Here is a 26,578-nt window from a genome sequence, read left to right as displayed (position 1 = left end):
CAATTTTGCGTTACCTGTTAATCGAGAACGAAACACATGAAAAAAACCACATTAGCAATGAGTGCACTGGCTCTGAGTTTAGGTTTGGCGTTGTCCCCCCTGTCTGCAACTGCGGCTGAGACGTCGTCTTCAGCAATGACCGCCCAACAGATGCCAAGCCTGGCCCCGATGCTCGAAAAAGTGATGCCATCGGTGGTAAGTATTAACGTCGAGGGGAGCACGACGGTGAATACGCCGCGTATGCCGCGTAATTTCCAGCAGTTCTTTGGTGATAATTCACCGTTCTGCCAGGACGGATCTCCGTTCCAGAGTTCACCGTTCTGCCAGGGCGGCGCACCGGGCGCTGGTAACGGCGGCGGCCAGCAGCAGAAATTTATGGCGCTGGGTTCCGGCGTAATTATTGATGCTGCGAAAGGGTATGTCGTGACCAACAACCACGTGGTGGATAACGCTACGGTAATTAAGGTTCAGTTGAGCGATGGCCGTAAATTTGACGCGAAGATCGTGGGCAAAGATCCACGCTCCGATATCGCGCTGATCCAAATTCAGGATCCGAAAAACCTGACGGCGATTAAGCTGGCAGACTCCGACGCGCTGCGCGTGGGGGATTACACCGTAGCAATCGGTAACCCGTTTGGCCTCGGTGAGACCGTGACCTCCGGCATCGTTTCTGCTCTGGGCCGTAGCGGCCTGAATGCGGAGAACTATGAAAACTTTATTCAGACGGATGCTGCGATCAACCGGGGTAACTCCGGTGGCGCGCTGGTCAATCTGAACGGTGAGCTGATCGGCATTAACACCGCGATCCTCGCGCCGGACGGCGGTAACATCGGTATCGGTTTTGCAATCCCAAGCAACATGGTGAAAAACCTGACTTCGCAGATGGTTGAGTTTGGTCAGGTTAAACGTGGTGAGCTGGGTATTATGGGGACCGAACTGAGCTCCGAGCTGGCGAAAGCGATGAAAGTTGACGCTCAGCGTGGCGCATTCGTCAGCCAGGTAATGCCGAACTCTTCCGCAGCGAAAGCCGGTATTAAAGCCGGGGATGTGATTACCTCCCTGAACGGCAAACCTATCAGCAGCTTCGCCGCCCTGCGTGCGCAGGTGGGTACGATGCCGGTCGGCAGCAAAATCACCCTGGGTCTGCTGCGTGACGGTAAGCCGGTCACCGTGAACCTGGAATTGCAGCAGAGCAGCCAGACTCAGGTTGATTCCAGCTCTATCTTCAAAGGCATTGAAGGTGCCGATATGAGCAACAAAGGCCAGGATAAAGGTGTCGTGGTAAGCGACGTGAAACCGAATTCTCCGGCTGCACAGATCGGCCTGAAGAAAGGGGATGTGATTATAGGTGCGAATCAGCAGCCGGTGAAAAACATCGCCGAATTGCGCAAAATCCTCGACAGCAAACCCGCTGTACTGGCGCTGAACATTCAGCGTGGCGACAGCTCCATCTATCTGTTGATGCAGTAATCTCCCTCAACCCCTTCCTGTACAGGAAGGGGTTCTTTTTGTGATACCTCCCACAACTCCATATTTCTCCCTTCCGCTTTGTGCATTTGCACAATGTCGCCGCTTATTATCTTCCCTATGCTTGAGCTCTGCTCACAGGAGGGGTTTATGGCTGGCTGGCATCTTGATACCAAAATGGCGCAGGATATCGTGGCGCGAACCATGCGCATCATTGATACCAATATCAACGTAATGGATGCCCGTGGGCGGATCATTGGCAGTGGCGATCGTGAACGCATTGGTGAATTGCACGAAGGTGCGCTGTTGGTACTTTCGCAGGGCCGGGTGGTGGACATTGACGATGCAGTGGCGAGGCATTTGCACGGCGTGCGTCAGGGGATAAACCTGCCGTTGCGCCTGGAAGGCGAAATCGTTGGCGTTATCGGGCTTACCGGTGAACCGGAACATCTGCGTAAATACGGCGAGCTGGTGTGCATGACAGCCGAAATGATGCTGGAGCAGTCGCGCCTGATGCATCTGTTAGCGCAGGATAGCCGCCTGCGTGAAGAGCTGGTGATGAATCTGATTCAGGCGGAAGAGAATACCCCGGCGCTGATGGAGTGGGCGCAACGTTTAGGCATTGATTTGAACCAGCCGCGCGTGGTGGCAGTGGTAGAGGTTGATAGTGGCCAGCTTGGCGTTGACAGCGCGATGGCGGAGCTACAGCAATTGCAGAACGCGTTGACTACGCCTGAACGTAATAATCTGATTGCGATTGTTTCCCTGACCGAGATGGTGGTGCTGAAACCGGCGCTCAATCAGTTTGGTCGCTGGGACGCGGAAGATCACCGCAAGCGTGTTGAGCAGCTCATTGCTCGCATGAAAGAGAACGGACAGCTGCGTTTTCGCGTGTCGCTGGGCAACTATTTTACCGGGCCAGGCAGTATTGCCCGTTCGTATCGTACGGCGCGCACGACCATGATGGTCGGCAAGCAACGGATGCCGGAAAGCCGTAGCTATTTCTACCAGGATTTGATGCTGCCAGTTCTGCTGGACAGCCTGCGCGGCGGCTGGCAGGCCAACGAGCTGGCGCGTCCGCTGGTACGGCTGAAAGCAATGGATAACAACGGCTTACTGCGTCGAACATTAGCGGCGTGGTTTCGGCATAACGTTCAGCCGCTGGCGACCTCAAAAGCGTTATTTATCCACCGTAATACGCTGGAATATCGCCTGAACCGAATTTCAGAGCTGACCGGGCTGGATTTAGGGAATTTTGACGACCGACTGCTGCTGTATGTCGCGCTACAACTGGATGAGCAGCATTAATTCCTTGTCTGTTGGCGCTACGCTTATCAGGTAAAATGCCGGGGGGCGACTTCGCCTTACCCGGCCTACGAACACGTTCACTCGCGGTTATTTACGCGTTAGTTTTTCCAGATCGGCTTCAATTTCGCTGATCTTGTTGGTCACGACGCTTTCCAGATGACGTAAATCATCAAGGATCTTGCGTTTAAGATCGACTTCGCTGCGATCGCGCTGGCAGATCTGATCCAGTTCGTCGATCACATAGCGCAGGTTGGGACTGATCTCCTGCACTTCTTTGTAACCCTGGCCGACGCCATCGGCGACAACCGTTTTACGCTGACGGGGATATTTGAACTTCACGCTCTTGGCAAAAAACTCGCCTTTATCCTTCTGGAAATAGATTTTCAGGATATCGTTGTTGGCTTCTTGCCGCAGGCTGTAACGATCGATTTCTTCAGGATTAGTAATGCCCAGACTTTTCAGATTGTCATACATAGCGGTACCCTTAAGCTCACCATAACCATTGAATAATTAACGAAAAGCCTTGTTTATGCCACTCGCAGATGTAAAAAAAGCGGGCTAAGCCCGCTTTTTCAAATCACTGTTAGTCGATGGTGCGTAACAGTTCGTTGATTCCTACTTTGCCACGCGTTTTGGCATCGACTTTCTTCACAATCACCGCGCAGTACAGGCTGTATTTGCCATCTTTCGACGGCAGGTTGCCGGAGACAACCACAGAGCCCGCCGGAACGCGACCATAATGCACTTCGCCGGTTTCACGATCGTAAATACGGGTGCTCTGACCAATGTACACGCCCATAGAGATAACAGAGCCTTCTTCGACGATCACGCCTTCAACCACCTCAGAACGTGCGCCGATGAAGCAGTTGTCTTCGATGATGGTCGGGTTAGCCTGTAACGGCTCCAGTACGCCACCGATGCCAACGCCGCCGGACAGGTGAACGTTTTTACCAATTTGCGCGCAGGAACCCACGGTCGCCCAGGTATCAACCATCGTACCTTCATCCACATAAGCGCCGATGTTCACGTAAGACGGCATCAGCACGGTGTTACGGGCGATAAACGCACCCTGGCGTACGGCCGCTGGCGGAACCACGCGGAAACCTTCTTTCTGGAAGCGTGCTTCGTCGTAGTTGGCGAATTTCATCGGCACTTTATCGAAGTAACGACTTTCCGCACCCTCGATAACCTGATTATCGTTAATACGGAAAGAGAGCAGGACCGCCTTTTTCAGCCACTGATGCGTGACCCACTGACCCTCAATCTTTTCTGCGACGCGCAGTGCACCGGAATCCAGTAAAGCAATAACCTGATTCACCGCTTCGCGGGTTACGGTATCTACATTTGCCGGAGTAATGTCGGCACGGCGCTCGAAAGCGGACTCAATAACGTTCTGTAACTGCTGCATTGTTAAACTCTTTCCATAATAAATAAAAACATCACCCTTTATCGTTTGGATTGAGGGCCTCTGTCAACCGTTGATGCACTTCCTGCTGCAGCTCATTATTAAGGGCGCGCCGGTCGGCGGTGGCGATTATGAATAAATCTTCTACTCGCTCGCCAATGGTTGTAATTCGGGCGCCATGCAGCGAAATTCCCAGATCGGCAAAAATCTGCCCGACCCGCGCCAGCAGTCCAGGCTGGTCGAGAGCGATAAGCTCAAGGAATGATTTTCGGTCGGTGTGGGTCGGCAGGAAAGTAACCTCGGTATCGACGGTAAAGTGGCGTAATTTTGCCGGCTGACGACGTGGTTGCGGTGGCTGCCAGCTGCGCTGCGTGATCGCCTGTTCCAGTCCAAAACGGATCGCTTCGTGTCGGTCTGAAGACAGCGGGCTGCCGTCCGGTTCCAGCACGATGAACGTATCCATCGCCATCCCATCGCGGGTAGTGAAAATCTGCGCATCGTGGACGCTTAGATTGCGCCTGTCCAGTTCGGCGCAGACGGCGGCAAACAGGTAAGGGCGATCGGGGCTCCAGATAAAAATTTCCGTTCCGCCGCGCGTGGCCTGCGGGCTGAGCAGGATTAGCGGCTTACTGAGATCGTGCTGCAGCAGATGACGCGCATGCCAGGCCAGTTGATTTGGGCTGTGGCGCACGAAATAGTTGGCGCGACAGCGCGACCAGATGTGGTGCAGCGCTTCTTCATCAATGTTGTCCATACGCAGTAGCGCCAGTGCCTGAAGCTGATGATGGCGAACGCGTTCGCGCATATCTGGCGTGTTTTGCATCCCACGACGTAGTTGTTTTTCCGTCGCAAAGTACAGCTCGCGCAGCAGACTTTGCTTCCAGCTATTCCACAGCGTTTCGTTAGTAGCGCAAATATCCGCGACGGTCAGGCACACTAAAAAGCGCAGACGATGTTCCGTTTGTACTTCTTCAGCGAATTGCTTGATCACTTCCGGATCCTGAATATCACGGCGCTGAGCGGTCACCGACATCAGCAAATGCTGACGCACCAGCCAGACGATCAGCTGCGTTTCACGTGAGTTCAGACCATGCAGTTCGGCGAATTTGAGCACGTCCTGGGCGCCGAGAACCGAGTGATCGCCGCCGCGACCTTTGGCGATATCGTGGAACAGCGCGGCAATCAGAATTAGCTCCGGCTGTCGCAAGCGCGGCCACAGATCCACGCACAGCGGATGGCGCGGGCGGGTCTCTTCGTTAGCAAAACTCTCCAGCTTGAGCATCACACGGATAGTGTGCTCATCCACCGTATAGGCATGAAACAGGTCAAACTGCATTTGGCCGACAATGTGCGACCATTGCGGCATATAGGCCCACAAAACGCTGTGCCGATGCATCGGCAGCAGGCCGCGACTCACCGCGCCCGGATGGCGCAACATACTGAGAAACAGCGAACGCGCTTCCGGAATGTAGCATAGCGGCTGGGTTAAATGACGGCGGGCATGACGCAAATGGCGCAGCGTTGTGGAGTAAATCCCGCTGATCGCGCTGTTACGCACCATGATGTAAAACATCCGCAGTATCGCTTCGGGCTTACGGATAAACAGGTCGTCGTTGCGCAGATCGATCAATGTGCCGCGCAGTTGAAAGTCGTCATCAATCGGGCGCGGTTTTTCATCGGCTGGCAGGGCGAGGATCGCCTCGTCGAACAGTTGCAACAGCATATGGTTCAGTTCGCTGACCCGTCGCGTGACCCGGAAATAGTCTTTCATCATCCGCTCGATAGGCTCATTGCCTTCGCCGCCGTAGTTTAGCCGTTGCGCCACGCTGAGCTGGCGGTCAAACAGCAGGCGGTTGTCGTAACGATTAACGACCAGATGCAGGGCGAAGCGAATCCGCCACAGGATATGCAAACATTCATTCAGTTCGGCGCGTTCTGCCAGCGTCAAAAAGCCGAAGCCGACCATTTCGTCCAGCGAGGTGGCGCCAAAATGGCGACGGGCCACCCATTGCAGAGTATGGATATCGCGCAGGCCGCCGGGACTGCTTTTGATATCCGGCTCCAGGTTGTAGCTGGTGCCGTGATAACGCTGGTGGCGCTGATTTTGCTCTTCCACTTTGGCGGCGTAAAATTTATCGGACGGCCAGAAACCTTCGCTAAAAATATGCTTTTGCAGCTCAAGAAACAGCGCCACATCGCCGATAAGCAGGCGTGTTTCAATCAGGTTAGTGGCGACGGTTAAATCTGACAATCCTTCCAGCAGACACTCTTCCAGCGTACGCACGCTGTGCCCAACCTCCAGCCTCACGTCCCATAGCAGCGTTAACAGCTCACCGACTTTTTCTGCCTGCGAATCAGGTAGCTTTTTACGACTGAGGATCAGCAGATCAATATCGGAGAGCGGATGCAGTTCGCCGCGCCCGTAGCCGCCAACGGCAACCAGCGCCAGGTCGGCAATTTGACCGAAACCGGCTTCAATCCACAGGCGCTGAAGCAACTGATCAATAAATTCGGTGCGGGCCTCAATGAGCTGTTCTGCGGAAATTCCACTGTCAAACGCTTCGCCTAACCAGCTCTGGAAGGTGTCGATATGCGCTTTAATACCGGTGCAGTTGAGGTCGTGTTGTGGCCATGTCCCTGGGTTTTGTGGCTGGCCAGGCAGGGTGGGGAGGGCAGTATTTGCGTGCTGTTCAGGAAGAGTATTCATTATGCGCCACCCATTAAAAAGCCGGATGATGGCGTGAACGCCTTACCCGGCCTACTAAGTAGTACAATTTGTAGGCCTGATAAGATGCGAATGCATCGCCATCAGGCAAAACATTATTCGCCGTGTGTGATGATCGCCGGGATGGTGTCATCCTTGCGTAACGTCAGAATCTCACAGCCGTTTTCCGTCACTACAATAGTATGCTCGTACTGTGCAGACAAGCTCCGGTCTTTGGTTTTCACCGTCCAGCCGTCTTTCATGGTGCGGATGCGGTAATCACCGGCATTCAGCATCGGTTCTACGGTGAACGTCATGCCCGGCTGCAGTACCACACCGCCGTCGTCTGCATCGTAGTGCAGAACCTGCGGCTCTTCATGGAAGCCGCGACCGATACCGTGACCACAGTATTCACGAACGACAGAGAAACCTTCACCTTCCGCGTATTTCTGAATTGCAGCGCCCAGCGTGCGCAGGCGAATGCCCGGTTTCACCATCCGCAGCGCCAGATACAGGCTTTCCTGCGTGACGCGGCACAGACGCTCGCCCAGAATAGTAGGTTTGCCGACGATAAACATTTTCGAGGTGTCGCCGTGGTACTCGTCTTTAATCACAGTCACATCGATGTTGACGATATCGCCGTCTTTCAGAAGTTTGGCGTCGTCCGGGATCCCGTGGCACACCACTTCATTAATAGAGATACATACGGACTTCGGATAGCCGTGGTAACCCAGGCAGGCGGAAATGGCCTGCTGCTCATTCACGATATAGTCATTACAGATACGATCCAGTTCGCCGGTGCTGACGCCCGGTTTAACAAACGGTTCGATCATTTCCAGTACATCAGCGGCCAGGCGGCCAGCGACGCGCATTTTTTCGATTTCTTCAGGGGTCTTGATTGAGATAGCCATGAATTCTGTCCATCAGTGCCGATGATATCGGCAATAATTGTTTAAGTGCTGCCAATGGTATCAGTCCCGCATACGTGCTGCCAAATTGAGAATCATTAACAGCACACAGTGCCAACAATTATTGGTGTCTATGGCGTATTTGTGGTATAAAGCGCGCCGGACTTCCGATCCATTCGAAGACTACACACGATGGACGGGAGCGACAAATCTCACTTTGTGTAACAACACACACGTATCGGCACATATTCCGGGGTGCCCTTTGGGGTCGGTAATATGGGATGCGTGGAGGCTTAACCCCAACTTTTATATATAGAGGTTTTAATCATGGCAACTGTTTCCATGCGCGACATGCTCAAGGCTGGTGTTCACTTCGGTCACCAGACCCGTTACTGGAACCCGAAAATGAAGCCGTTCATCTTCGGTGCGCGTAACAAAGTTCACATCATCAACCTTGAGAAAACTGTACCGATGTTCAACGAAGCTCTGGCTGAACTGAACAAGATCTCTGCTCGTAAAGGTAAAATCCTTTTCGTTGGTACTAAACGCGCTGCAAGCGAAGCGGTGAAAGAAGCTGCTAACAGCTGCGACCAGTTCTTCGTGAACCATCGCTGGCTGGGCGGTATGCTGACTAACTGGAAAACCGTTCGTCAGTCCATCAAACGTCTGAAAGATCTGGAAACTCAGTCTCAGGACGGTACTTTCGAAAAGCTGACCAAGAAAGAAGCGCTGATGCGTACTCGTGAGCTTGAGAAACTGGAAAACAGCCTGGGCGGTATCAAAGACATGGGCGGTCTGCCGGACGCTCTGTTCGTAATCGATGCTGACCACGAGCACATTGCTATCAAAGAAGCAAACAACCTGGGTATCCCAGTATTTGCAATCGTTGATACCAACTCTGATCCGGACGGTGTTGACTTCGTTATCCCGGGTAACGACGACGCAATCCGTGCTGTGACCCTGTACCTGGGCGCTGTAGCTACTACCGTTCGTGAAGGCCGTTCTCAGGATCTGGCTTCCCAGGCGGAAGAAAGCTTCGTAGAAGCTGAATAATAAGGCACGCTCGTTAGAGCCCTTATAGACCAGGTAGTATCACGTTTGGTTAGGGGGCCTGTATATGGCCCCCTTTTTCACTTTTAAATCTGTGCGGTTTCATGCCGGGCAGATCAAATCTTCCGAGGATTTTAGAATGGCTGAAATTACCGCATCCCTGGTAAAAGAGCTGCGTGAGCGTACTGGCGCAGGCATGATGGATTGCAAAAAAGCACTGACTGAAGCTAATGGCGACATCGAGCTGGCAATCGAAAACATGCGTAAGTCCGGTGCAATCAAAGCGGCGAAAAAAGCAGGCAACGTTGCTGCTGACGGCGTAATCAAAACCAAAATCGACGGCAACATCGCTTTCATTCTGGAAGTTAACTGCCAGACTGACTTCGTTGCTAAAGATGCTGGTTTCCAGGCATTTGCTGACAAAGTACTGGACGCTGCCGTTGCTGGCAAAATCACTGACGTTGAAGTTCTGAAAGCACAGTTCGAAGAAGAACGTGTTGCTCTGGTTGCTAAAATCGGTGAGAACATCAACATCCGTCGCGTTGCTTCCCTGGAAGGCGAAGTTCTGGGTAACTACCAGCATGGTGCTCGTATCGGTGTTCTGGTTGCTGCAACTGGCGCTGACGAAGAACTGGTTAAACAGCTGGCAATGCACGTTGCTGCAAGCAAACCAGAATTCGTTAAGCCGGAAGACGTTTCCGCTGAAGTGGTAGAAAAAGAATACCAGGTTCAGCTGGACATCGCTATGCAGTCTGGCAAGCCGAAAGAAATCGCAGAGAAAATGGTTGAAGGCCGCATGAAGAAATTCACCGGCGAAGTTTCTCTGACCGGTCAGCCTTTCGTCATGGAACCGAGCAAATCTGTTGGTCAGCTGCTGAAAGAGCATAACGCTGACGTAACAGGCTTCATCCGCTTTGAAGTGGGTGAAGGTATCGAGAAAGTTGAGACTGACTTTGCAGCAGAAGTTGCTGCGATGTCCAAGCAGTCTTAATTTTGAAAGGAGCCGCCTGAGGGCGGCTTCTTTTTGTGTCTGGCTTGTAAATTCAGCGAACCGCTATAGTGGTCCTGCTGAAAAGCGACATACAATGTCGCTGGAATTAACTCATCTCATTCGTTGACAGTCTCAGGAAAGAAACATGGCTACCAATGCAAAACCCGTCTACAAACGTATTCTGCTTAAGTTAAGTGGCGAAGCTCTGCAAGGTTCAGAAGGCTTCGGTATTGATGCAAGCATCCTTGACCGTATGGCTCAGGAAATCAAAGAGCTGGTTGAGCTGGGTATTCAGGTTGGCGTAGTGATTGGTGGTGGTAACCTGTTCCGTGGCGCTGGTCTGGCGAAAGCAGGGATGAACCGCGTTGTGGGCGACCACATGGGCATGTTAGCCACCGTAATGAACGGTCTGGCGATGCGCGATGCGCTTCACCGCGCCTATGTGAACGCTCGCTTGATGTCCGCAATTCCTCTGAACGGCGTGTGTGATAACTACAGTTGGGCTGAAGCTATTAGCCTGCTGCGTAACAACCGCGTTGTTATTTTGTCTGCGGGTACCGGTAATCCGTTCTTCACCACCGATTCAGCAGCCTGCCTGCGTGGTATTGAAATTGAAGCGGATGTGGTACTGAAAGCCACTAAAGTCGATGGCGTATTTACTGCCGACCCGGCTAAAGATCCAACGGCGACCATGTACGAACAGTTGACCTACACTGAAGTACTGGATAAAGAGCTGAAAGTCATGGATCTGGCTGCGTTCACGCTGGCTCGTGACCACAAATTACCGATTCGTGTCTTTAACATGAACAAACCAGGTGCACTGCGCCGTGTTGTTATGGGTGAAAAAGAAGGCACGTTAATCACGGAATAATTCCCGTTGCGGCTAAATGCAGGTAATATTCCGCTTTAATGTCGCGGGATACGTCCCTCAAAATTAATCAAGACTATACTTGTCACATCTTGCGCGGCGGGTATGGTCTGACTGAAATAAGCTTTCAAGGATTCGTAACGTGATCAACGATATCAGAAAAGATGCTGAAGTACGCATGGACAAATGCGTCGAAGCGTTCAAAAACCAAATCAGCAAAATTCGCACGGGTCGTGCTTCTCCTAGCCTGCTGGATGGTATTGTCGTGGAATATTACGGCACACCGACTCCGCTGCGCCAACTGGCAAGCGTAACGGTTGAAGATTCCCGTACCCTGAAAATCAACGTGTTTGACCGTTCTATGGGGCCAGCCGTTGAGAAAGCCATCATGGCTTCCGACCTCGGTCTGAATCCAAGCTCTGCGGGTTCCGACATCCGCGTTCCGCTGCCGCCGCTGACCGAAGAACGTCGTAAAGATCTGACCAAGATCGTGCGTGGCGAAGCTGAAGGCGCGCGTGTTGCGGTACGTAATGTACGCCGCGATGCAAACGACAAAGTGAAAGCGTTGTTGAAAGAAAAAGAGATCAGCGAAGATGACGATCGCCGTTCTCAGGACGACGTACAGAAACTGACTGACGCTGCAATCAAGAAAGTTGATGCGGCGCTGGCAGAGAAAGAAGCGGAACTGATGCAGTTCTGATTCGCCTGTACGCTAAAAACGCCGCTTAGAAGGCCTGAGAAGGCTGGATGGCGGCGTTTTGCTTTTTTCTGTCTATATACCTTAAAGGGTAAAATTCTTCTGGATGTCTCATGAAGCAATTAACCATCCTGGGATCAACCGGTTCCATTGGTTGCAGTACGCTGGATGTAGTACGCCATAACCCGGAAAAATTTCGTGTTGCTGCGTTGGTGGCGGGTAAAAATGTCGCCCGCATGGTAGAGCAATGCCTGGAGTTTTCTCCTCGCTATGCGGTAATGGACGATGAAAAAAGCGCTGCGTTGGTAAAAGCAGCTCTGCTGGAGCAGGGCAGTCGCACTGAGGTCATGAGCGGTCAGCAGGCTGCCTGTGATATGGCTGCGCTGGATGATGTTGATCAGGTCATGGCTGCAATTGTCGGCGCAGCGGGCTTATTGCCAACGCTGGCGGCAATTCGTGCGAGCAAAAGTATTTTACTGGCGAACAAAGAGTCTCTGGTGACCTGCGGTCGTCTGTTTATGGACGACGTGAAACGCCACAAAGCGCAGCTTTTGCCGGTAGATAGCGAGCATAACGCGATTTTTCAGAGTTTACCGCAACCTATCCAACACAATCTGGGATACGCTGACCTTGAGCAAAACGGCGTCATGTCAGTTCTGCTTACCGGGTCTGGTGGCCCATTCCGTGAAACGCCATTGCGCGATCTGGTCTCTATGACCCCCGATCAGGCATGTCGTCATCCGAATTGGTCGATGGGACGAAAAATCTCTGTCGATTCCGCCACCATGATGAACAAAGGTCTGGAATACATTGAAGCGCGTTGGTTATTTAATGCCAGTGCAAGCCAGATGGAAGTGCTGATTCACCCACAGTCGGTTATTCATTCGATGGTCCGTTATCAGGATGGTAGTGTTCTGGCGCAGTTGGGTGAACCGGACATGCGTACACCTATTGCCCATACCATGGCATGGCCAGAACGAGTGACGTCCGGTGTTAAGCCTGTCGATTTTTGCAAACTCAGTGCGCTGACGTTTTCTGCACCTGATTACCAGCGTTATCCGTGCCTGAAACTGGCGATGGACGCGTTTGAGCAAGGGCAGGCGGCAACGACCGCACTTAATGCCGCGAATGAAATTACCGTTGCCGCGTTTCTGGCGCAGCAGATCCGATTTACCGATATTGCTGACCTGAATTTATCCGTGCTGGATAAGATGGATTTGCAGGAGCCGCAGAGCGTTGATGACGTGCTGAAGGTTGATGCCATCGCGCGGGACGTCGCCAGAAAAGAAGTGATGCGACTCTCAAGCTGATGATAATCCCTCTACGGAGAATCGTGCTATTTGTTAGCGTTGGGCTTCAGTGATATAGTCTGCGCCACCCGATCGCGGGTATTTGCTTTTTTTCGGTCGGGTAAGCCGTGGTTTGACACGGCTTTTTTGTGGATGGGCTTCAGTATTCCTGAGTACCGTAAATCCTTTCAGGGACTAATAACGCGTTATGTTGTCTGCAACTAAACCATTAAGCGAAAATTTGCCAGCACATGGTTGTCGCCATGTCGCAATTATCATGGATGGCAATGGCCGCTGGGCGAAAAAGCAAGGGAAGATTCGCGCCTTTGGGCATAAGGCCGGAGCAAAATCCGTCCGCCGGGCTGTCTCTTTTGCTGCCAATAACGGTATTGATGCGTTAACGCTGTATGCCTTTAGCAGTGAGAACTGGAACCGACCTGCGCAGGAAGTGAGCGCGTTAATGGAACTGTTTGTGTGGGCACTTGATAGTGAAGTGAAAAACCTGCACCGCCATAACGTACGTCTGCGTATTATCGGGGATATCAGTCGATTTAACTCTCGTTTGCAAGAACGGATTCGCAAATCAGAAGCGATTACTGCCCAGAATACCGGGTTGACGCTGAATATTGCAGCGAATTACGGTGGACGGTGGGATATAGTCCAGGGAGTCAGGCAACTGGCACAACAGGTGCAGGATGGTCTGCTGCGTCCAGAGCAAATCGATGAAGAGATGCTTGGGCAGCAAATTTGTATGCATGAACTGGCTCCTGTGGATTTAGTGATAAGGACTGGGGGAGAGCATCGAATTAGTAATTTTCTGTTGTGGCAAATTGCCTATGCCGAACTTTACTTTACGGATGTTCTCTGGCCCGATTTCGATGAACAAGACTTTGAAGGTGCGCTGCATGCCTTTGCTAATCGTGAGCGTCGTTTCGGCGGCACCGAGCCCGGTGATGAAAAAGCCTGATGGGGGTCGCTTTTGCTGAAGTATCGCCTGATTTCTGCTTTTGTTTTAATACCCGTTGTCATCGCGGCGCTGTTTTTGCTGCCGCCGGTGGGGTTCGCCATTGTCACGCTGGTCGTTTGTATGCTGGCCGCCTGGGAATGGGGACAGTTAAGCGGTTTTACCACGCGTACACAGCGAGTCTGGCTGGCGGTTTTGTGCGGGCTATTGCTGGCGCTAATGCTGTTCTTACTGCCGGAATACCATCGCAATATTCATCAGCCGCTGGTTGAGGTATCGCTGTGGGCGTCGCTGGGCTGGTGGGTCGTGGCGCTGTTGCTGGTATTGTTTTATCCCGGCTCTGCGTCGGTCTGGCGTAATTCCAAAACATTACGCATAATTTTCGGCGTGTTAACCATTGTTCCGTTCTTTTGGGGAATGCTGGCGCTACGTGCATGGCATTATGATGAGAATCATTATAGTGGCGCGCTATGGCTGCTGTATGTCATGATCCTCGTTTGGGGAGCGGACTCGGGTGCGTATATGTTTGGTAAGCTGTTTGGCAAACATAAGCTGGCACCGAAGGTTTCTCCTGGTAAAACCTGGCAGGGTTTTATTGGCGGACTCGCCACTGCGGCCGTAATCTCATGGGGTTATGGCATGTGGGCGAATCTTGAAGTTGCGCCTGTCACCTTGCTCATTTGCTCCATCGTTGCAGCCCTGGCCTCCGTGCTGGGTGACCTGACCGAGAGTATGTTTAAGCGTGAAGCAGGTATTAAGGACAGTGGTCACTTAATTCCAGGACACGGCGGTATTCTGGACCGTATTGATAGCCTGACGGCTGCGGTACCGGTCTTTGCCTGCCTGTTGTTACTGGTATTCAGGACGCTCTAACGGATGGTCTTATGCTGAGTATTCTCTGGAATCTGGCTGCATTCATTGTCGCACTTGGTGTGCTTATCACCGTGCATGAATTTGGTCATTTCTGGGTTGCGCGGCGCTGCGGAGTCCGCGTCGAACGCTTTTCCATTGGTTTTGGAAAAGCGCTTTGGCGGCGTACCGATAAATTAGGTACGGAATACGTTATCGCCCTGATTCCCCTCGGCGGTTACGTCAAAATGCTGGATGAGCGCGCTGAACCAGTCGCACCGGAGCTGCGCCATTACGCTTTCAACAATAAAACGGTTGGACAACGCGCAGCCATCATCGCCGCAGGTCCGATTGCAAACTTCCTTTTTGCTATTTTCGCTTACTGGCTGGTGTTTATCATCGGTGTCCCTGGCGTTCGTCCGGTTGTTGGTGAAATAACACCCAACTCGATTGCCGCGCAGGCGCAAATTCAGCCGGGTACGGAACTAAAAGCGGTTGATGGTATCGAAACCCCTGATTGGGATGCCGTGAGATTGCAACTGGTAGCCAAAATTGGCGATGAGCATACGACTCTCAGCGTAGCGCAGTTTGGCAGTAACCAGCGTCAGGACAAAACGCTGGATTTACGTCAGTGGGCATTTGAGCCAGACAAAGAGGATCCCGTCTCCAGTTTAGGGATTCGTCCGCGCGGTCCGCAGATTGAACCGGTGCTGTCAGAAGTGCAGGTTAACTCCGCTGCAAGTAAGGCAGGTTTGCAAGCAGGCGACAGGATCGTTAAAGTCAATGGTCAGCCGCTGACGCAATGGATGACGTTTGTGACGCTGGTGCGCGATAATCCGGATAAGCCGTTAGCGCTAGATATTGAAAGACAAGGAAGTTCCTTGTCTTTAACGTTAACCCCAGATTCAAAACAGGTTAACGGGAAGGCAGAAGGTTTTGCGGGCGTGGTGCCTAAAGTTATTCCTCTGCCTGATGAGTATAAGACTGTACGCCAGTATGGGCCATTCAGCGCCGTCCTCGAAGCCTCGGATAAAACGTGGCAGTTGATGAAGCTGACGGTCAGTATGCTGGGAAAATTGATTACCGGTGATGTAAAACTGAACAACCTCAGTGGGCCGATTTCTATCGCCCAGGGGGCTGGGATGTCAGCGGAATTCGGGGTTATTTATTACCTGATGTTCCTTGCGCTTATCAGCGTGAACTTAGGGATAATCAACCTGTTTCCGTTGCCCGTTCTTGACGGGGGGCATCTGCTGTTCCTGGCGATTGAAAAGCTGAAGGGCGGTCCGGTATCCGAGCGGGTTCAAGACTTTAGTTATCGCATTGGCTCTATCTTGCTGGTGTTGTTAATGGGGCTTGCACTTTTCAATGATTTCTCTCGGTTGTAAGAGAGTGTTAGGAAGAACGCATAATAACGATGGCGATGAAAAAGTTGCTCATAGCGTCGCTGCTGTTTAGCAGCGCCACCGTATACGGTGCTGAAGGGTTCGTAGTGAAGGACATTCATTTCGAAGGCCTACAGCGAGTCGCCGTTGGTGCGGCTCTCCTCAGTATGCCGGTGCGCACAGGCGACACGGTTAATGATGAAGACATCAGTAATACCATTCGTGCTCTGTTCGCCACCGGTAACTTTGAGGATGTCCGCGTCCTGCGCGATGGTGATACCCTTCTGGTTCAGGTAAAAGAGCGTCCGACGATTGCCAGCATCACTTTCTCCGGTAATAAATCGGTGAAAGATGACATGCTCAAGCAAAACCTCGAGGCGTCTGGCGTGCGTGTTGGCGAGTCTCTGGATCGCACCACGCTTGCCGATATCGAAAAAGGCCTGGAAGATTTCTACTATAGCGTCGGTAAGTACAGCGCCAGTGTGAAAGCGGTGGTGACGCCGTTGCCGCGTAACCGCGTTGACCTCAAGCTGGTCTTCCAGGAAGGTGTTTCGGCGAAGATCCAACAGATCAATATCGTCGGCAACCATGCCTTCACGACTGACGAACTTATCTCTCACTTCCAGTTGCGTGATGAAGTACCGTGGTGGAACGTGGTGGGCGATCGCAAATACCAGAAACAGAAACTGGCGGGCGACCTTGAAACCCTGCGCAGTTACTATCTGGATCGCGGTTATGCCCGCTTCAATATCGATTCCACTCAGGTCAGCCTGACGCCGGATAAAAAAGGTATCTACATCACCGTTAACATCACAGAAGGCGAGCAGTACAAGCTTTCTGGTGTTCAGGTGAGCGGTAACCTGGCCGGGCACTCCGCCGAAATTGAGACCCTGACGAAGATCGAGCCAGGTGAACTCTATAACGGCACCAAAGTGACCAAAATGGAAGATGATATCAAGAAGCTCCTGGGTCGCTATGGCTATGCCTATCCGCGCGTACAGTCGCAGCCTGAAATCAACGACGCTGACAAAACCGTTAAATTACGCGTAAACGTGGATGCGGGTAACCGTTTCTATGTGCGTAAGATTCGTTTTGAAGGTAACGACACCTCTAAAGATTCCGTTCTGCGTCGCGAAATGCGTCAGATGGAAGGTGCATGGTTGGGCAGCGATCTGGTCGACCAGGGTAAAGAGCGTCTGAACCGTCTGGGTTACTTTGAAACAGTTGATACCGATACTCAGCGTGTCCCGGGCAGCCCGGATCAGGTTGATGTAGTCTACAAGGTCAAAGAGCGTAACACCGGTAGCTTTAACTTCGGCGTCGGTTACGGTACCGAGAGCGGCGTGAGCTTCCAGGCTGGCGTTCAGCAAGATAACTGGTTAGGTACCGGTTATTCTGTCGGCATCAACGGCACCAAAAACGACTACCAGACCTATACTGAGTTGTCAGTGACTAACCCGTACTTCACCGTTGATGGTGTGAGCCTGGGTGGCCGTGTCTTCTATAACGATTTTGAAGCGAATGATGCGGATCTGTCCGACTATACCAACAAAAGTTATGGTACAGATGTCACGCTTGGCTTCCCGGTAAACGAATACAACACGTTGCGTGCTGGCCTGGGCTATGTCCATAACAAACTGTCCAACATGCAGCCGCAGGTTGCGATGGATCGTTATCTTGAGTCAATGGGCGAGACCAATACCAACAGCTTTGCCGCTGATGACTTCACCTTTAACTACGGTTGGACGTACAACAAACTGGACCGTGGGTATTTCCCAACGGACGGTACACGCGTCAACCTGAACGGTAAAGTGACCATTCCGGGTTCTGATAACGAATACTACAAAGTGTCGATGGATACCGCGACCTATGTGCCGATCGATGACGATCACAAGTGGGTGGTTTTAGGACGTACGAAGGTAGGCTATGGCGACGGCATTGGCAGCAAAGAAATGCCGTTCTATGAGAACTTCTATGCGGGTGGTTCCAGCACCGTGCGTGGCTTCCAGTCGAATACTATCGGTCCAAAAGCAGTCTACAAAAACGGTGCTTACGCCAGTGGTTCTGATAATAGTGACTACGAAGAGTGTTCCAACGCGGACGGTAAGGACTGTAAATCGGATGACGCAGTGGGCGGTAACGCCATGGCTGTCGCCAGCCTGGAGTTTATTACCCCAACGCCGTTCATTAGCGACAAGTATGCCAACTCGGTTCGTACCTCGTTCTTCTGGGATATGGGTACCGTTTGGGATACTAACTGGCAGGATAGCGCTCAAACACGTGCTATAGGTGTGCCGGACTACAGTGATCCAAGTAATATCCGTATGTCAGCGGGTATCGCTTTACAATGGATGTCCCCATTGGGGCCGTTGGTTTTCTCCTACGCCCAGCCGTTCAAGAAGTACGATGGAGACAAAGCGGAACAGTTCCAGTTTAACATTGGTAAAACCTGGTAATTGTTCTTCGCAAAGGAATGTAGTGGTAGTGTAGCGATGACTTTAGGCGATCTTGCATGGGATCGCCTGGCCACGCAAAGAACTGCACCTTCGGGTGCAAATGGGATGGTAAGGAGTTAATTGTGAAAAAGTGGTTATTAGCTGCAGGTCTCGGTTTAGCGATGGCAACGTCCGCACAAGCGGCTGACAAAATTGCAATCGTCAACATGGGTAGCCTGTTCCAACAGGTTGCACAGAAGACAGGTGTTTCTGCTACGCTGGAAAACGAGTTCAAAGGCCGTGCCAGCGAACTGCAGCGTATGGAATCCGATCTGCAATCTAAGATGCAGCGTCTGCAATCAATGAAAGCAGGTAGCGATCGTACCAAGCTGGAAAAAGACGTTATGGCTCAGCGCCAGACTTTCTCTCAGAAAGCTCAGGCTTTTGAGCAGGATCGTGCGCGTCGCTCCAACGAAGAACGTGGCAAACTGGTTACTCGTATCCAGACTGCTGTGAAATCTGTTGCCAGCAGCCAGAGCATTGATCTGGTCGTTGACGCAAACACCGTTGCATACAACAGCAGCGATGTAAAAGACATCACCGCTGACGTACTGAAACAGGTTAAATAAGTAATGCCTTCAATTCGACTGGCTGATTTAGCAGAGCAGTTGGATGCAGAATTACACGGTGATGGCGATATCGTCATCACCGGCGTAGCGTCCATGCAATCTGCGCAAACTGGCAATATCACGTTCATGGTGAATCCTAAGTACCGTGAACACTTAGGCGTATGCCAGGCTTCTGCCGTAGTAATGACGCAGGACGATCTTCCTTTTGCTAAAAGTGCCGCGTTGGTAGTGAAGAATCCCTACCTGACCTATGCACGTATGGCGCAAATTTTAGATACCACGCCTCAGCCTGCACAGAACATTGCACCGAGTGCAGTGATCGATGCAACGGCGAAGCTGGGTAATAATGTCTCTGTGGGCGCAAATGCGGTCATTGAGTCTGGCGTAGAACTGGGTGATAACGTCGTTATCGGCGCAGGCTGCTTCGTCGGAAAAAATACTAAAATCGGTGCAGGTTCACGCTTGTGGGCGAATGTGACGATTTACCACGACATTCAGATCGGTGAGAATTGCCTGATCCAGTCAAGCACTGTCGTTGGATCTGATGGATTTGGTTACGCGAACGATCGCGGTAACTGGGTAAAGATCCCGCAGCTTGGTCGCGTGATTATCGGCGATCGCGTCGAGATCGGCGCTTGTACCACCATTGACCGTGGTGCTCTGGACGATACTGTGATCGGTAATGGTGTTATCATTGATAACCAGTGCCAGATTGCGCATAACGTTGTGATTGGCGACAATACGGCAGTAGCCGGTGGCGTCATTATGGCGGGTAGCCTGAAGATTGGCCGTTACTGCATGATTGGCGGCGCCAGCGTGATCAATGGGCATATGGAAATATGCGACAAAGTCACGGTGACTGGCATGGGTATGGTGATGCGTCCTATCACCGAACCTGGCGTCTATTCCTCAGGCATTCCGCTACAACCCAATAAGGTATGGCGTAAAACAGCTGCACTGGTGATGAATATTGATGATATGAGCAAGCGCCTCAAAGCGATTGAGCGCAAGGTTAATCAACAAGACTAAAGCACCGTTTTTGCATGTCTGACTTTTCGGCCTGTCCCATTCATACGATTGCGACAGGCCGTGTTATTATTGCCTTTTAGTATATTTTGACAGGAAGAGTATTTTGACTACTAACACTCATACTCTGCATATTGAAGAGATTTTAGAACTTCTGCCGCACCGTTTTCCGTTTCTGCTGGTTGATCGCGTGCTGGATTTTGAAGAAGGTCGTTTTCTGCGCGCAGTGAAAAATGTATCCGTTAACGAGCCTTTCTTTCAGGGCCACTTCCCGGGTAAACCTATTTTCCCTGGCGTATTGATTCTGGAAGCGATGGCACAGGCTACCGGTATCCTTGCGTTTAAAAGCGTAGGAAAACTGGAACCAGGCGAACTGTATTATTTCGCGGGTATTGACGAAGCACGCTTTAAGCGTCCTGTCGTGCCTGGCGATCAGATGATCATGGAAGTGACTTTCGAGAAAACGCGCCGTGGCCTGACCCGTTTTAAAGGGGTTGCGCTGGTCGACGGTAAAGTTGTGTGCGAAGCAACGATGATGTGTGCCCGTAGCCGGGAGGCCTGATACGTGATTGATAAATCCGCCTTTATTCACCCGACCGCCATTGTAGAAGAGGGCGCCAGCATTGGTGCCAATGCTCACATTGGCCCATTTTGTATTGTTGGACCCCATGTTGAAATTGGTGAGGGTACCGTACTGAAGTCTCACGTTGTCGTGAATGGCCATACAAAAATTGGTCGCGATAACGAGATCTATCAGTTTGCCTCCATCGGTGAAGTTAACCAGGATCTTAAATATGCTGGCGAACCGACCCGTGTGGAAATTGGCGATCGCAACCGCATCCGCGAAAGCGTCACCATTCATCGTGGCACAGTGCAGGGCGGTGGAGTGACGAAGGTGGGCAGCGATAACTTACTGATGATTAATGCGCACGTCGCGCATGATTGTACGGTAGGAAACCGCTGTATTCTGGCGAATAACGCCACGCTTGCCGGACATGTTTCGCTGGATGATTTTGTTATCATCGGCGGCATGACTGCGGTGCATCAGTTCTGCATCATCGGTGCTCATGTGATGGTTGGTGGCTGTTCTGGTGTAGCCCAGGACGTGCCTCCGTACGTTATCGCCCAGGGCAACCACGCGACGCCGTTTGGCGTCAATATCGAAGGTCTGAAGCGTCGTGGATTCACCCGCGAAGCGATTACCGCGATTCGTAACGCCTACAAAGCGTTGTACCGTAGTGGTAAAACGCTGGAAGAAGTGAAACCAGAAATCGCGGAACTGGCGAAACAGTACCCCGAAGTTCAGGCTTTCAGCGACTTCTTTGAGCGCTCAACGCGTGGCCTGATTCGTTAATGACTGAACAGCGTCCTTTAACGATTGCCCTCGTCGCCGGAGAAACCTCCGGCGATATTCTTGGTGCAGGGTTAATCCGTGCACTCAAGGCTCGCGTTCCCAATGCGCGTTTTGTTGGTGTGGCGGGTCCGCTGATGCAGGCCGAAGGCTGTGAAGCCTGGTACGAAATGGAAGAGCTGGCGGTCATGGGCATTGTTGAAGTGCTCGGACGTCTGCGCCGTTTACTGCATATTCGTGCCGACCTCACTCGCCGATTCACCGACTTAAAGCCGGATGTTTTCGTTGGCATTGATGCACCTGATTTCAACATTACCCTCGAAGGGAACTTGAAAAAACAGGGCATTAAAACCATTCATTATGTCAGTCCGTCCGTCTGGGCGTGGCGACAGAAACGCGTTTTCAAAATAGGCAGATCCACCAACATGGTGCTGGCCTTTCTGCCTTTCGAAAAAGCGTTTTATGACAAATTTAACGTCCCGTGCCGCTTTATAGGTCATACCATGGCGGATGCCATGCCGTTGGACCCGGATAAAAACGCGGCACGTGATATTCTGGGCATTCCTCATGACGCTCACTGCCTGGCGCTACTGCCAGGAAGCCGTGGTGCAGAAGTGGAGATGCTCAGCGCCGATTTTCTGAAAACGGCGCAGCTATTACGCCAGCATTATCCGGATCTCGAAGTGGTGGTGCCGTTGGTGAATGCCAAACGTCGCGAGCAGTTTGAACGCATTAAAGCGGAAGTTGCACCGGAGCTTTCCGTACATCTGCTCAATGGTATGGGACGTGAAGCAATGGTGGCCAGCGACGCCGCACTGCTGGCTTCAGGTACCGCCGCGCTGGAATGTATGCTGGCAAAATGCCCGATGGTGGTTGGCTACCGTATGAAACCCTTCACCTTCTGGCTGGCGAAGCGTCTGGTGAAGACTGATTACGTTTCGCTACCTAACCTGTTGGCGGGAAGAGAACTGGTTAAAGAGCTGTTGCAGGAAGAGTGTGAACCGCAGGCGCTGTCGCAAGCGCTGTTGCCGTTGCTGGCGAAGGGTAAAACCAGCCATGCGATGCACGACACATTCCGTGAACTGCACCAGCAGATCCGTTGCAATGCTGATGAGCAGGCAGCGGATGCGGTCCTGGAGTTAGCGCAATGATTGAATTTGTGTATCCGCATACGCATTTAGTGGCGGGTGTGGATGAAGTCGGACGCGGCCCTTTGGTCGGCGCGGTCGTCACTGCTGCCGTCATTCTGGATCCGGCTCGCCCTATTATCGGTCTTAACGACTCAAAAAAACTGTCAGAAAAACGTCGCCTGGCGCTGTTTGATGAAATTAAAGAAAAGGCGTTAAGCTGGAGCCTGGGTCGGGCAGAACCGCATGAAATCGACGAACTGAACATTTTGCATGCTACCATGCTGGCCATGCAGCGTGCAGTTGCGGGTCTGCATATTGCGCCTGAATACGTGCTGATTGACGGCAATCGTTGCCCGGCATTACCGGTACCGTCGATGGCGGTGGTCAAAGGTGATAGCCGCGTGGCGGAGATTAGCGCCGCATCGATTCTGGCAAAAGTGACCCGTGACGCTGAAATGGCGGCGCTGGATACGGTTTTTCCACAGTATGGTTTTGCACAGCACAAAGGTTATCCAACCGCATTTCATCTGGAAAAATTGGCACTGCATGGTGCGACTGAGCACCATCGCCGCAGCTTTGGCCCCGTCAAACGCGCACTGGGACTCTCGTCCTGATTCTTGTGTCGAAGGAATCTGAAGATGTCTGAACCACGTTTCGTCCACCTACGGGTGCACAGCGACTACTCCATGATCGATGGGCTGGCGAAAACCGGACCGCTGGTAAAAAAGGCGGCCGCGTTAGGCATGCCTGCGCTGGCGATCACCGATTTTACCAACCTGTGTGGTCTGGTGAAGTTTTACGGAGCGGGCCATGGCGCGGGTATCAAGCCGATAGTTGGCGCAGATTTTCATGTCCGCAGTGAGCTGTTGGGCGATGAACTCACGCAGCTTACCGTGCTGGCCGCAAATAATACCGGCTATCAGAACCTGACGTTGTTGATTTCGAAAGCCTATCAGCGCGGCTATGGCGCAGAAGGACCGGTTATCGACCGGGACTGGCTGATCGAACTAAAAGAAGGTTTGATTTTGCTCTCCGGCGGTCGCATGGGCGATGTCGGACGAAGTCTGCTGCGCGGCAATAACGCACTGGTTGACGAGTGCGTGGCGTTTTACGAAGAACATTTTCCCAATTGCTATTTCCTCGAACTGATTCGCACCGGCAGGCAAGATGAAGAAAATTATCTGCACGCAGCCGTAGCACTGGCCGAAACGCGTGGTCTACCGGTGGTGGCGACTAACGATGTCCGCTTCCTTGAAACCGGAGATTTCGATGCGCATGAAATCCGCGTAGCGATCCACGACGGCTTTACCCTTGATGATCCGAAACGCCCGCGTAACTATTCGCCGCAGCAGTACATGCGCAGCGAAGATGAGATGTGCGAGCTGTTCTCCGATATTCCGGAAGCACTGCAAAACACCGTCGAGATAGCTAAACGCTGCAACGTGACGGTGCGTCTGGGCGAGTATTTCCTGCCGCAGTTCCCGACCGGCGATATGACCACCGAAGATTTCCTTGTGGCGAAATCACGCGAAGGGCTGGAAGAACGTCTCGAATTTTTGTTCCCTGACCCTGAAGTTCGTGCGCAGAAGCGCCCACCTTACGATGAACGTCTGGAAGTTGAACTTAAAGTTATCAACCAGATGGGATTCCCGGGCTACTTCCTGATCGTTATGGAATTTATCCAGTGGTCGAAAGATAACGGCGTACCAGTAGGCCCGGGACGTGGTTCCGGTGCTGGCTCACTTGTTGCCTATGCGCTGAAAATTACCGATCTCGACCCGCTGGAATTTGACCTGCTGTTCGAACGTTTCCTTAACCCGGAACGTGTCTCAATGCCCGACTTCGACGTTGACTTCTGTATGGAGAAACGCGACCAGGTCATCGAGCACGTGGCGGAAATGTACGGTCGTGATGCGGTTTCGCAGATTATTACCTTCGGTACGATGGCAGCAAAAGCGGTTATCCGCGACGTGGGCCGCGTACTGGGGCATCCGTACGGCTTCGTTGACCGTATTTCGAAGCTGGTGCCGCCCGATCCGGGCATGACGCTGGCAAAAGCCTTTGAAGCCGAACCCCAACTGCCGGAAATTTATGAGGCAGATGAAGAGGTTAAAGCGCTGATCGATATGGCGCGTAAGCTGGAAGGCGTCACGCGTAACGCCGGTAAGCACGCCGGTGGTGTGGTTATCGCACCGACCAAAATTACTGATTTTGCTCCGCTGTACTGCGATGAACAGGGGCTGCACCCGGTTACTCAGTTTGATAAGAACGATGTGGAATATGCCGGTCTTGTGAAGTTCGACTTCCTCGGCCTGCGTACGCTCACCATCATCAACTGGGCGCTGGAAATGATCAACGCGCGCCGTGAAAAGAACGGTGAGCCACCGCTGGATATTGCGGCTATCCCGCTGGATGACAAGAAAAGCTTCGATATGCTGCAACGCTCGGAGACCACGGCGGTATTCCAGCTTGAATCCCGCGGCATGAAAGACCTGATCAAACGTCTGCAGCCTGACTGCTTCGAAGATATGATCGCACTGGTGGCTCTGTTCCGCCCTGGCCCGCTACAGTCGGGGATGGTAGATAACTTTATCGACCGTAAGCATGGTCGCGAAGAGATTTCCTATCCGGATGTACAATGGCAGCATGAGTGTCTGAAACCGGTACTGGAGCCGACCTACGGCATTATCCTGTATCAGGAACAGGTTATGCAGATTGCCCAGGAGTTGTCCGGGTACACCCTTGGCGGCGCGGATATGCTGCGTCGTGCGATGGGTAAGAAAAAGCCGGAAGAAATGGCCAAGCAGCGCGGCACCTTTGAAGAAGGGGCGAAAAAGCGCGGCGTAGACGGCGAACTGGCGATGAAAATCTTTGACCTGGTGGAGAAATTCGCCGGTTACGGATTTAACAAATCGCACTCCGCTGCCTATGCGCTGGTTTCTTACCAGACTCTGTGGCTGAAGGCGCATTATCCTGCCGAGTTTATGGCGGCGGTAATGACCGCCGATATGGATAACACCGAGAAAGTCGTCGGACTGGTGGATGAATGCTGGCGCATGGGGCTCAAAATCCTGCCGCCGGATATCAACTCCGGGCTTTACCATTTTCACGTGAATGATGATGGCGAGATTGTTTATGGCATCGGCGCGATAAAAGGCGTGGGTGAAGGGCCAATTGAAGCTATTATTGAGGCGCGTAACGAAGGCGGCTACTTCCGTGAGCTGTTTGATCTCTGCGCGCGCACGGATATCAAAAAACTTAACCGCCGGGTGCTGGAAAAGCTAATCATGTCCGGGGCGTTTGATCGCCTTGGCCCGCATCGTGCAGCGTTGATGAATTCGCTCAACGACGCACTAAAAGCCGCCGATCAGCATGCAAAAGCCGAAGCTATTGGTCAGGCCGATATGTTTGGCGTGCTGGCGGAAGAACCGGAGCAAATTGAACAATCCTATGCCAGCTGCCAACCGTGGCCGGAGCAGGTGGTATTAGACGGTGAGCGTGAAACGTTGGGGCTTTATCTGACGGGACACCCCATTAACCAGTATTTAAAAGAAATTGAGCGCTATGTCGGAGGCTACAGGCTGAAAGACATGCATCCGACAGAACGTGGTAAAGTCACCACGGCTGCGGGGCTCGTCATTGCTGCGCGGGTAATGGTCACCAAGCGCGGCAATCGTATCGGCATCTGTACACTGGATGACCGTTCCGGACGTCTGGAGGTTATGTTGTTTACCGATGCTCTGGATAAATACCAGCAATTGCTGGAAAAAGACCGCATACTTATCGTCAGCGGACAGGTCAGCTTTGATGACTTCAGTGGCGGGCTTAAAATGATGGCCCGTGAAGTCATGGATATTGACGAAGCCCGGGAAAAATATGCTCGCGGGCTTGCTATCTCGCTGACGGACAGGCAAATTGATGACCAGCTTTTAAACCGACTCCGTCAGTCTCTGGAACCCCACCGCTCGGGGACAATTCCAGTACATCTCTACTATCAGAGGGCGGATGCACGTGCGCGGTTGCGTTTTGGCGCGACGTGGCGTGTCTCTCCGAGCGATCGTTTGCTAAACGATCTCCGTGGCCTTATTGGTTCGGAGCAGGTGGAACTGGAGTTTGACTAAT

At 52.3% G+C, this 26,578-nt stretch carries 22 protein-coding genes; 18 read left to right on the top strand and 4 right to left on the bottom strand.

Annotated features, from left to right (window positions below; genetic code table 11):
• The first annotated feature begins 36 nt into the window (after window positions 1-36).
• A complete protein-coding gene (gene degP / locus SK39_RS07195; protein WP_003018567.1) occupies window positions 37-1,470 on the top strand; it encodes a serine endoprotease DegP in 1,434 nt (477 codons plus the stop codon).
• Between the two features lie 147 nt (window positions 1,471-1,617).
• On the top strand, window positions 1,618-2,775 hold the full coding sequence (cdaR, locus tag SK39_RS07190; protein ID WP_003018564.1) for a DNA-binding transcriptional regulator CdaR: 1,158 nt from the start codon (window positions 1,618-1,620) through the stop codon (window positions 2,773-2,775).
• Window positions 2,776-2,862: 87 nt separating this feature from the next.
• Here cdaR and SK39_RS07185 read toward each other — a convergent pair whose 3' ends face one another.
• The 4 genes from SK39_RS07185 to map all read right to left on the bottom strand — a co-directional run bounded on the left by SK39_RS07185 (window position 2,863) and on the right by map (window position 7,795).
• Complete coding sequence (locus SK39_RS07185; RefSeq protein WP_003018562.1) at window positions 2,863-3,249, bottom strand: DUF3461 family protein; 387 nt, start codon at window positions 3,247-3,249, stop codon at window positions 2,863-2,865.
• A gap of 109 nt (window positions 3,250-3,358) precedes the next feature.
• Window positions 3,359-4,183, bottom strand: a complete 825-nt coding sequence (gene dapD / locus SK39_RS07180; protein WP_003837532.1) for a 2,3,4,5-tetrahydropyridine-2,6-dicarboxylate N-succinyltransferase — start codon at window positions 4,181-4,183, stop codon at window positions 3,359-3,361.
• Window positions 4,184-4,214: 31 nt separating this feature from the next.
• The gene (gene glnD, locus SK39_RS07175) at window positions 4,215-6,887 is read right to left on the bottom strand and encodes a bifunctional uridylyltransferase/uridylyl-removing protein GlnD (RefSeq protein ID WP_032937589.1); all 2,673 of its coding nucleotides are present in this window, start codon (window positions 6,885-6,887) and stop codon (window positions 4,215-4,217) included.
• Window positions 6,888-7,000: 113 nt separating this feature from the next.
• A complete protein-coding gene (gene map, locus SK39_RS07170) occupies window positions 7,001-7,795 on the bottom strand; it encodes a type I methionyl aminopeptidase (protein ID WP_003018555.1) in 795 nt (264 codons plus the stop codon).
• A 324-nt stretch (window positions 7,796-8,119) separates the two neighbouring features.
• Here map and rpsB point away from each other — a divergent pair, with 324 nt between their 5' ends.
• From rpsB to dnaE, 16 genes are all read left to right on the top strand, one after another.
• Window positions 8,120-8,845 (top strand): 30S ribosomal protein S2, encoded by a 726-nt coding sequence (rpsB, locus tag SK39_RS07165; RefSeq protein WP_003018553.1) that lies wholly within the window; start codon window positions 8,120-8,122, stop codon window positions 8,843-8,845.
• 136 nt (window positions 8,846-8,981) lie between these two features.
• Window positions 8,982-9,833, top strand: a complete 852-nt coding sequence (gene tsf / locus SK39_RS07160) for a translation elongation factor Ts (protein ID WP_003018551.1) — start codon at window positions 8,982-8,984, stop codon at window positions 9,831-9,833.
• 145 nt (window positions 9,834-9,978) lie between these two features.
• On the top strand, window positions 9,979-10,704 hold the full coding sequence (pyrH, locus tag SK39_RS07155) for a UMP kinase (RefSeq protein WP_003018549.1): 726 nt from the start codon (window positions 9,979-9,981) through the stop codon (window positions 10,702-10,704).
• A gap of 139 nt (window positions 10,705-10,843) precedes the next feature.
• Window positions 10,844-11,401 (top strand): ribosome recycling factor, encoded by a 558-nt coding sequence (gene frr, locus SK39_RS07150; protein ID WP_003018547.1) that lies wholly within the window; start codon window positions 10,844-10,846, stop codon window positions 11,399-11,401.
• A gap of 110 nt (window positions 11,402-11,511) precedes the next feature.
• Window positions 11,512-12,708, top strand: coding sequence for a 1-deoxy-D-xylulose-5-phosphate reductoisomerase (gene ispC / locus SK39_RS07145; protein ID WP_003845810.1), 1,197 nt, complete (start codon window positions 11,512-11,514; stop codon window positions 12,706-12,708).
• 187 nt (window positions 12,709-12,895) lie between these two features.
• Window positions 12,896-13,654, top strand: coding sequence for a (2E,6E)-farnesyl-diphosphate-specific ditrans,polycis-undecaprenyl-diphosphate synthase (ispU, locus tag SK39_RS07140; RefSeq protein WP_003018543.1), 759 nt, complete (start codon window positions 12,896-12,898; stop codon window positions 13,652-13,654).
• A 12-nt stretch (window positions 13,655-13,666) separates the two neighbouring features.
• Complete coding sequence (gene cdsA / locus SK39_RS07135) at window positions 13,667-14,524, top strand: phosphatidate cytidylyltransferase (protein ID WP_003018541.1); 858 nt, start codon at window positions 13,667-13,669, stop codon at window positions 14,522-14,524.
• An 11-nt stretch (window positions 14,525-14,535) separates the two neighbouring features.
• On the top strand, window positions 14,536-15,888 hold the full coding sequence (rseP, locus tag SK39_RS07130) for a sigma E protease regulator RseP (protein ID WP_003837540.1): 1,353 nt from the start codon (window positions 14,536-14,538) through the stop codon (window positions 15,886-15,888).
• A gap of 29 nt (window positions 15,889-15,917) precedes the next feature.
• Window positions 15,918-18,341 (top strand): outer membrane protein assembly factor BamA, encoded by a 2,424-nt coding sequence (gene bamA / locus SK39_RS07125; protein WP_016149580.1) that lies wholly within the window; start codon window positions 15,918-15,920, stop codon window positions 18,339-18,341.
• A gap of 122 nt (window positions 18,342-18,463) precedes the next feature.
• A complete protein-coding gene (skp, locus tag SK39_RS07120; RefSeq protein WP_003018533.1) occupies window positions 18,464-18,949 on the top strand; it encodes a molecular chaperone Skp in 486 nt (161 codons plus the stop codon).
• A 3-nt stretch (window positions 18,950-18,952) separates the two neighbouring features.
• Window positions 18,953-19,978 carry a UDP-3-O-(3-hydroxymyristoyl)glucosamine N-acyltransferase gene (gene lpxD, locus SK39_RS07115; RefSeq protein ID WP_003018531.1) on the top strand — a complete coding sequence of 342 codons (1,026 nt, stop codon included), beginning with the start codon at window positions 18,953-18,955 and terminating at the stop codon, window positions 19,976-19,978.
• A 103-nt stretch (window positions 19,979-20,081) separates the two neighbouring features.
• Window positions 20,082-20,537 (top strand): 3-hydroxyacyl-ACP dehydratase FabZ, encoded by a 456-nt coding sequence (fabZ, locus tag SK39_RS07110; RefSeq protein ID WP_003018528.1) that lies wholly within the window; start codon window positions 20,082-20,084, stop codon window positions 20,535-20,537.
• 3 nt (window positions 20,538-20,540) lie between these two features.
• On the top strand, window positions 20,541-21,329 hold the full coding sequence (gene lpxA / locus SK39_RS07105) for an acyl-ACP--UDP-N-acetylglucosamine O-acyltransferase (protein WP_003018525.1): 789 nt from the start codon (window positions 20,541-20,543) through the stop codon (window positions 21,327-21,329).
• Complete coding sequence (gene lpxB, locus SK39_RS07100) at window positions 21,329-22,477, top strand: lipid-A-disaccharide synthase (protein WP_003018522.1); 1,149 nt, start codon at window positions 21,329-21,331, stop codon at window positions 22,475-22,477. The genes lpxA and lpxB overlap by 1 nt, the downstream gene beginning before the upstream one ends.
• Window positions 22,474-23,070, top strand: coding sequence for a ribonuclease HII (rnhB, locus tag SK39_RS07095; RefSeq protein ID WP_003018518.1), 597 nt, complete (start codon window positions 22,474-22,476; stop codon window positions 23,068-23,070). The genes lpxB and rnhB overlap by 4 nt, the downstream gene beginning before the upstream one ends.
• Before the next feature lie 24 nt (window positions 23,071-23,094).
• Window positions 23,095-26,577, top strand: coding sequence for a DNA polymerase III subunit alpha (gene dnaE / locus SK39_RS07090; protein ID WP_003845818.1), 3,483 nt, complete (start codon window positions 23,095-23,097; stop codon window positions 26,575-26,577).
• Window position 26,578 lies beyond the last annotated feature (1 nt).

Source organism: Citrobacter sp. BIDMC107 (assembly GCF_001037575.1).
In the GTDB taxonomy this organism is placed as follows: Bacteria; Pseudomonadota; Gammaproteobacteria; order Enterobacterales; family Enterobacteriaceae; genus Citrobacter; species Citrobacter freundii.
The sequence above is the reverse complement of the archived record's forward strand: the minus strand, read 5'-3'. Positions and strand labels throughout refer to the sequence as shown.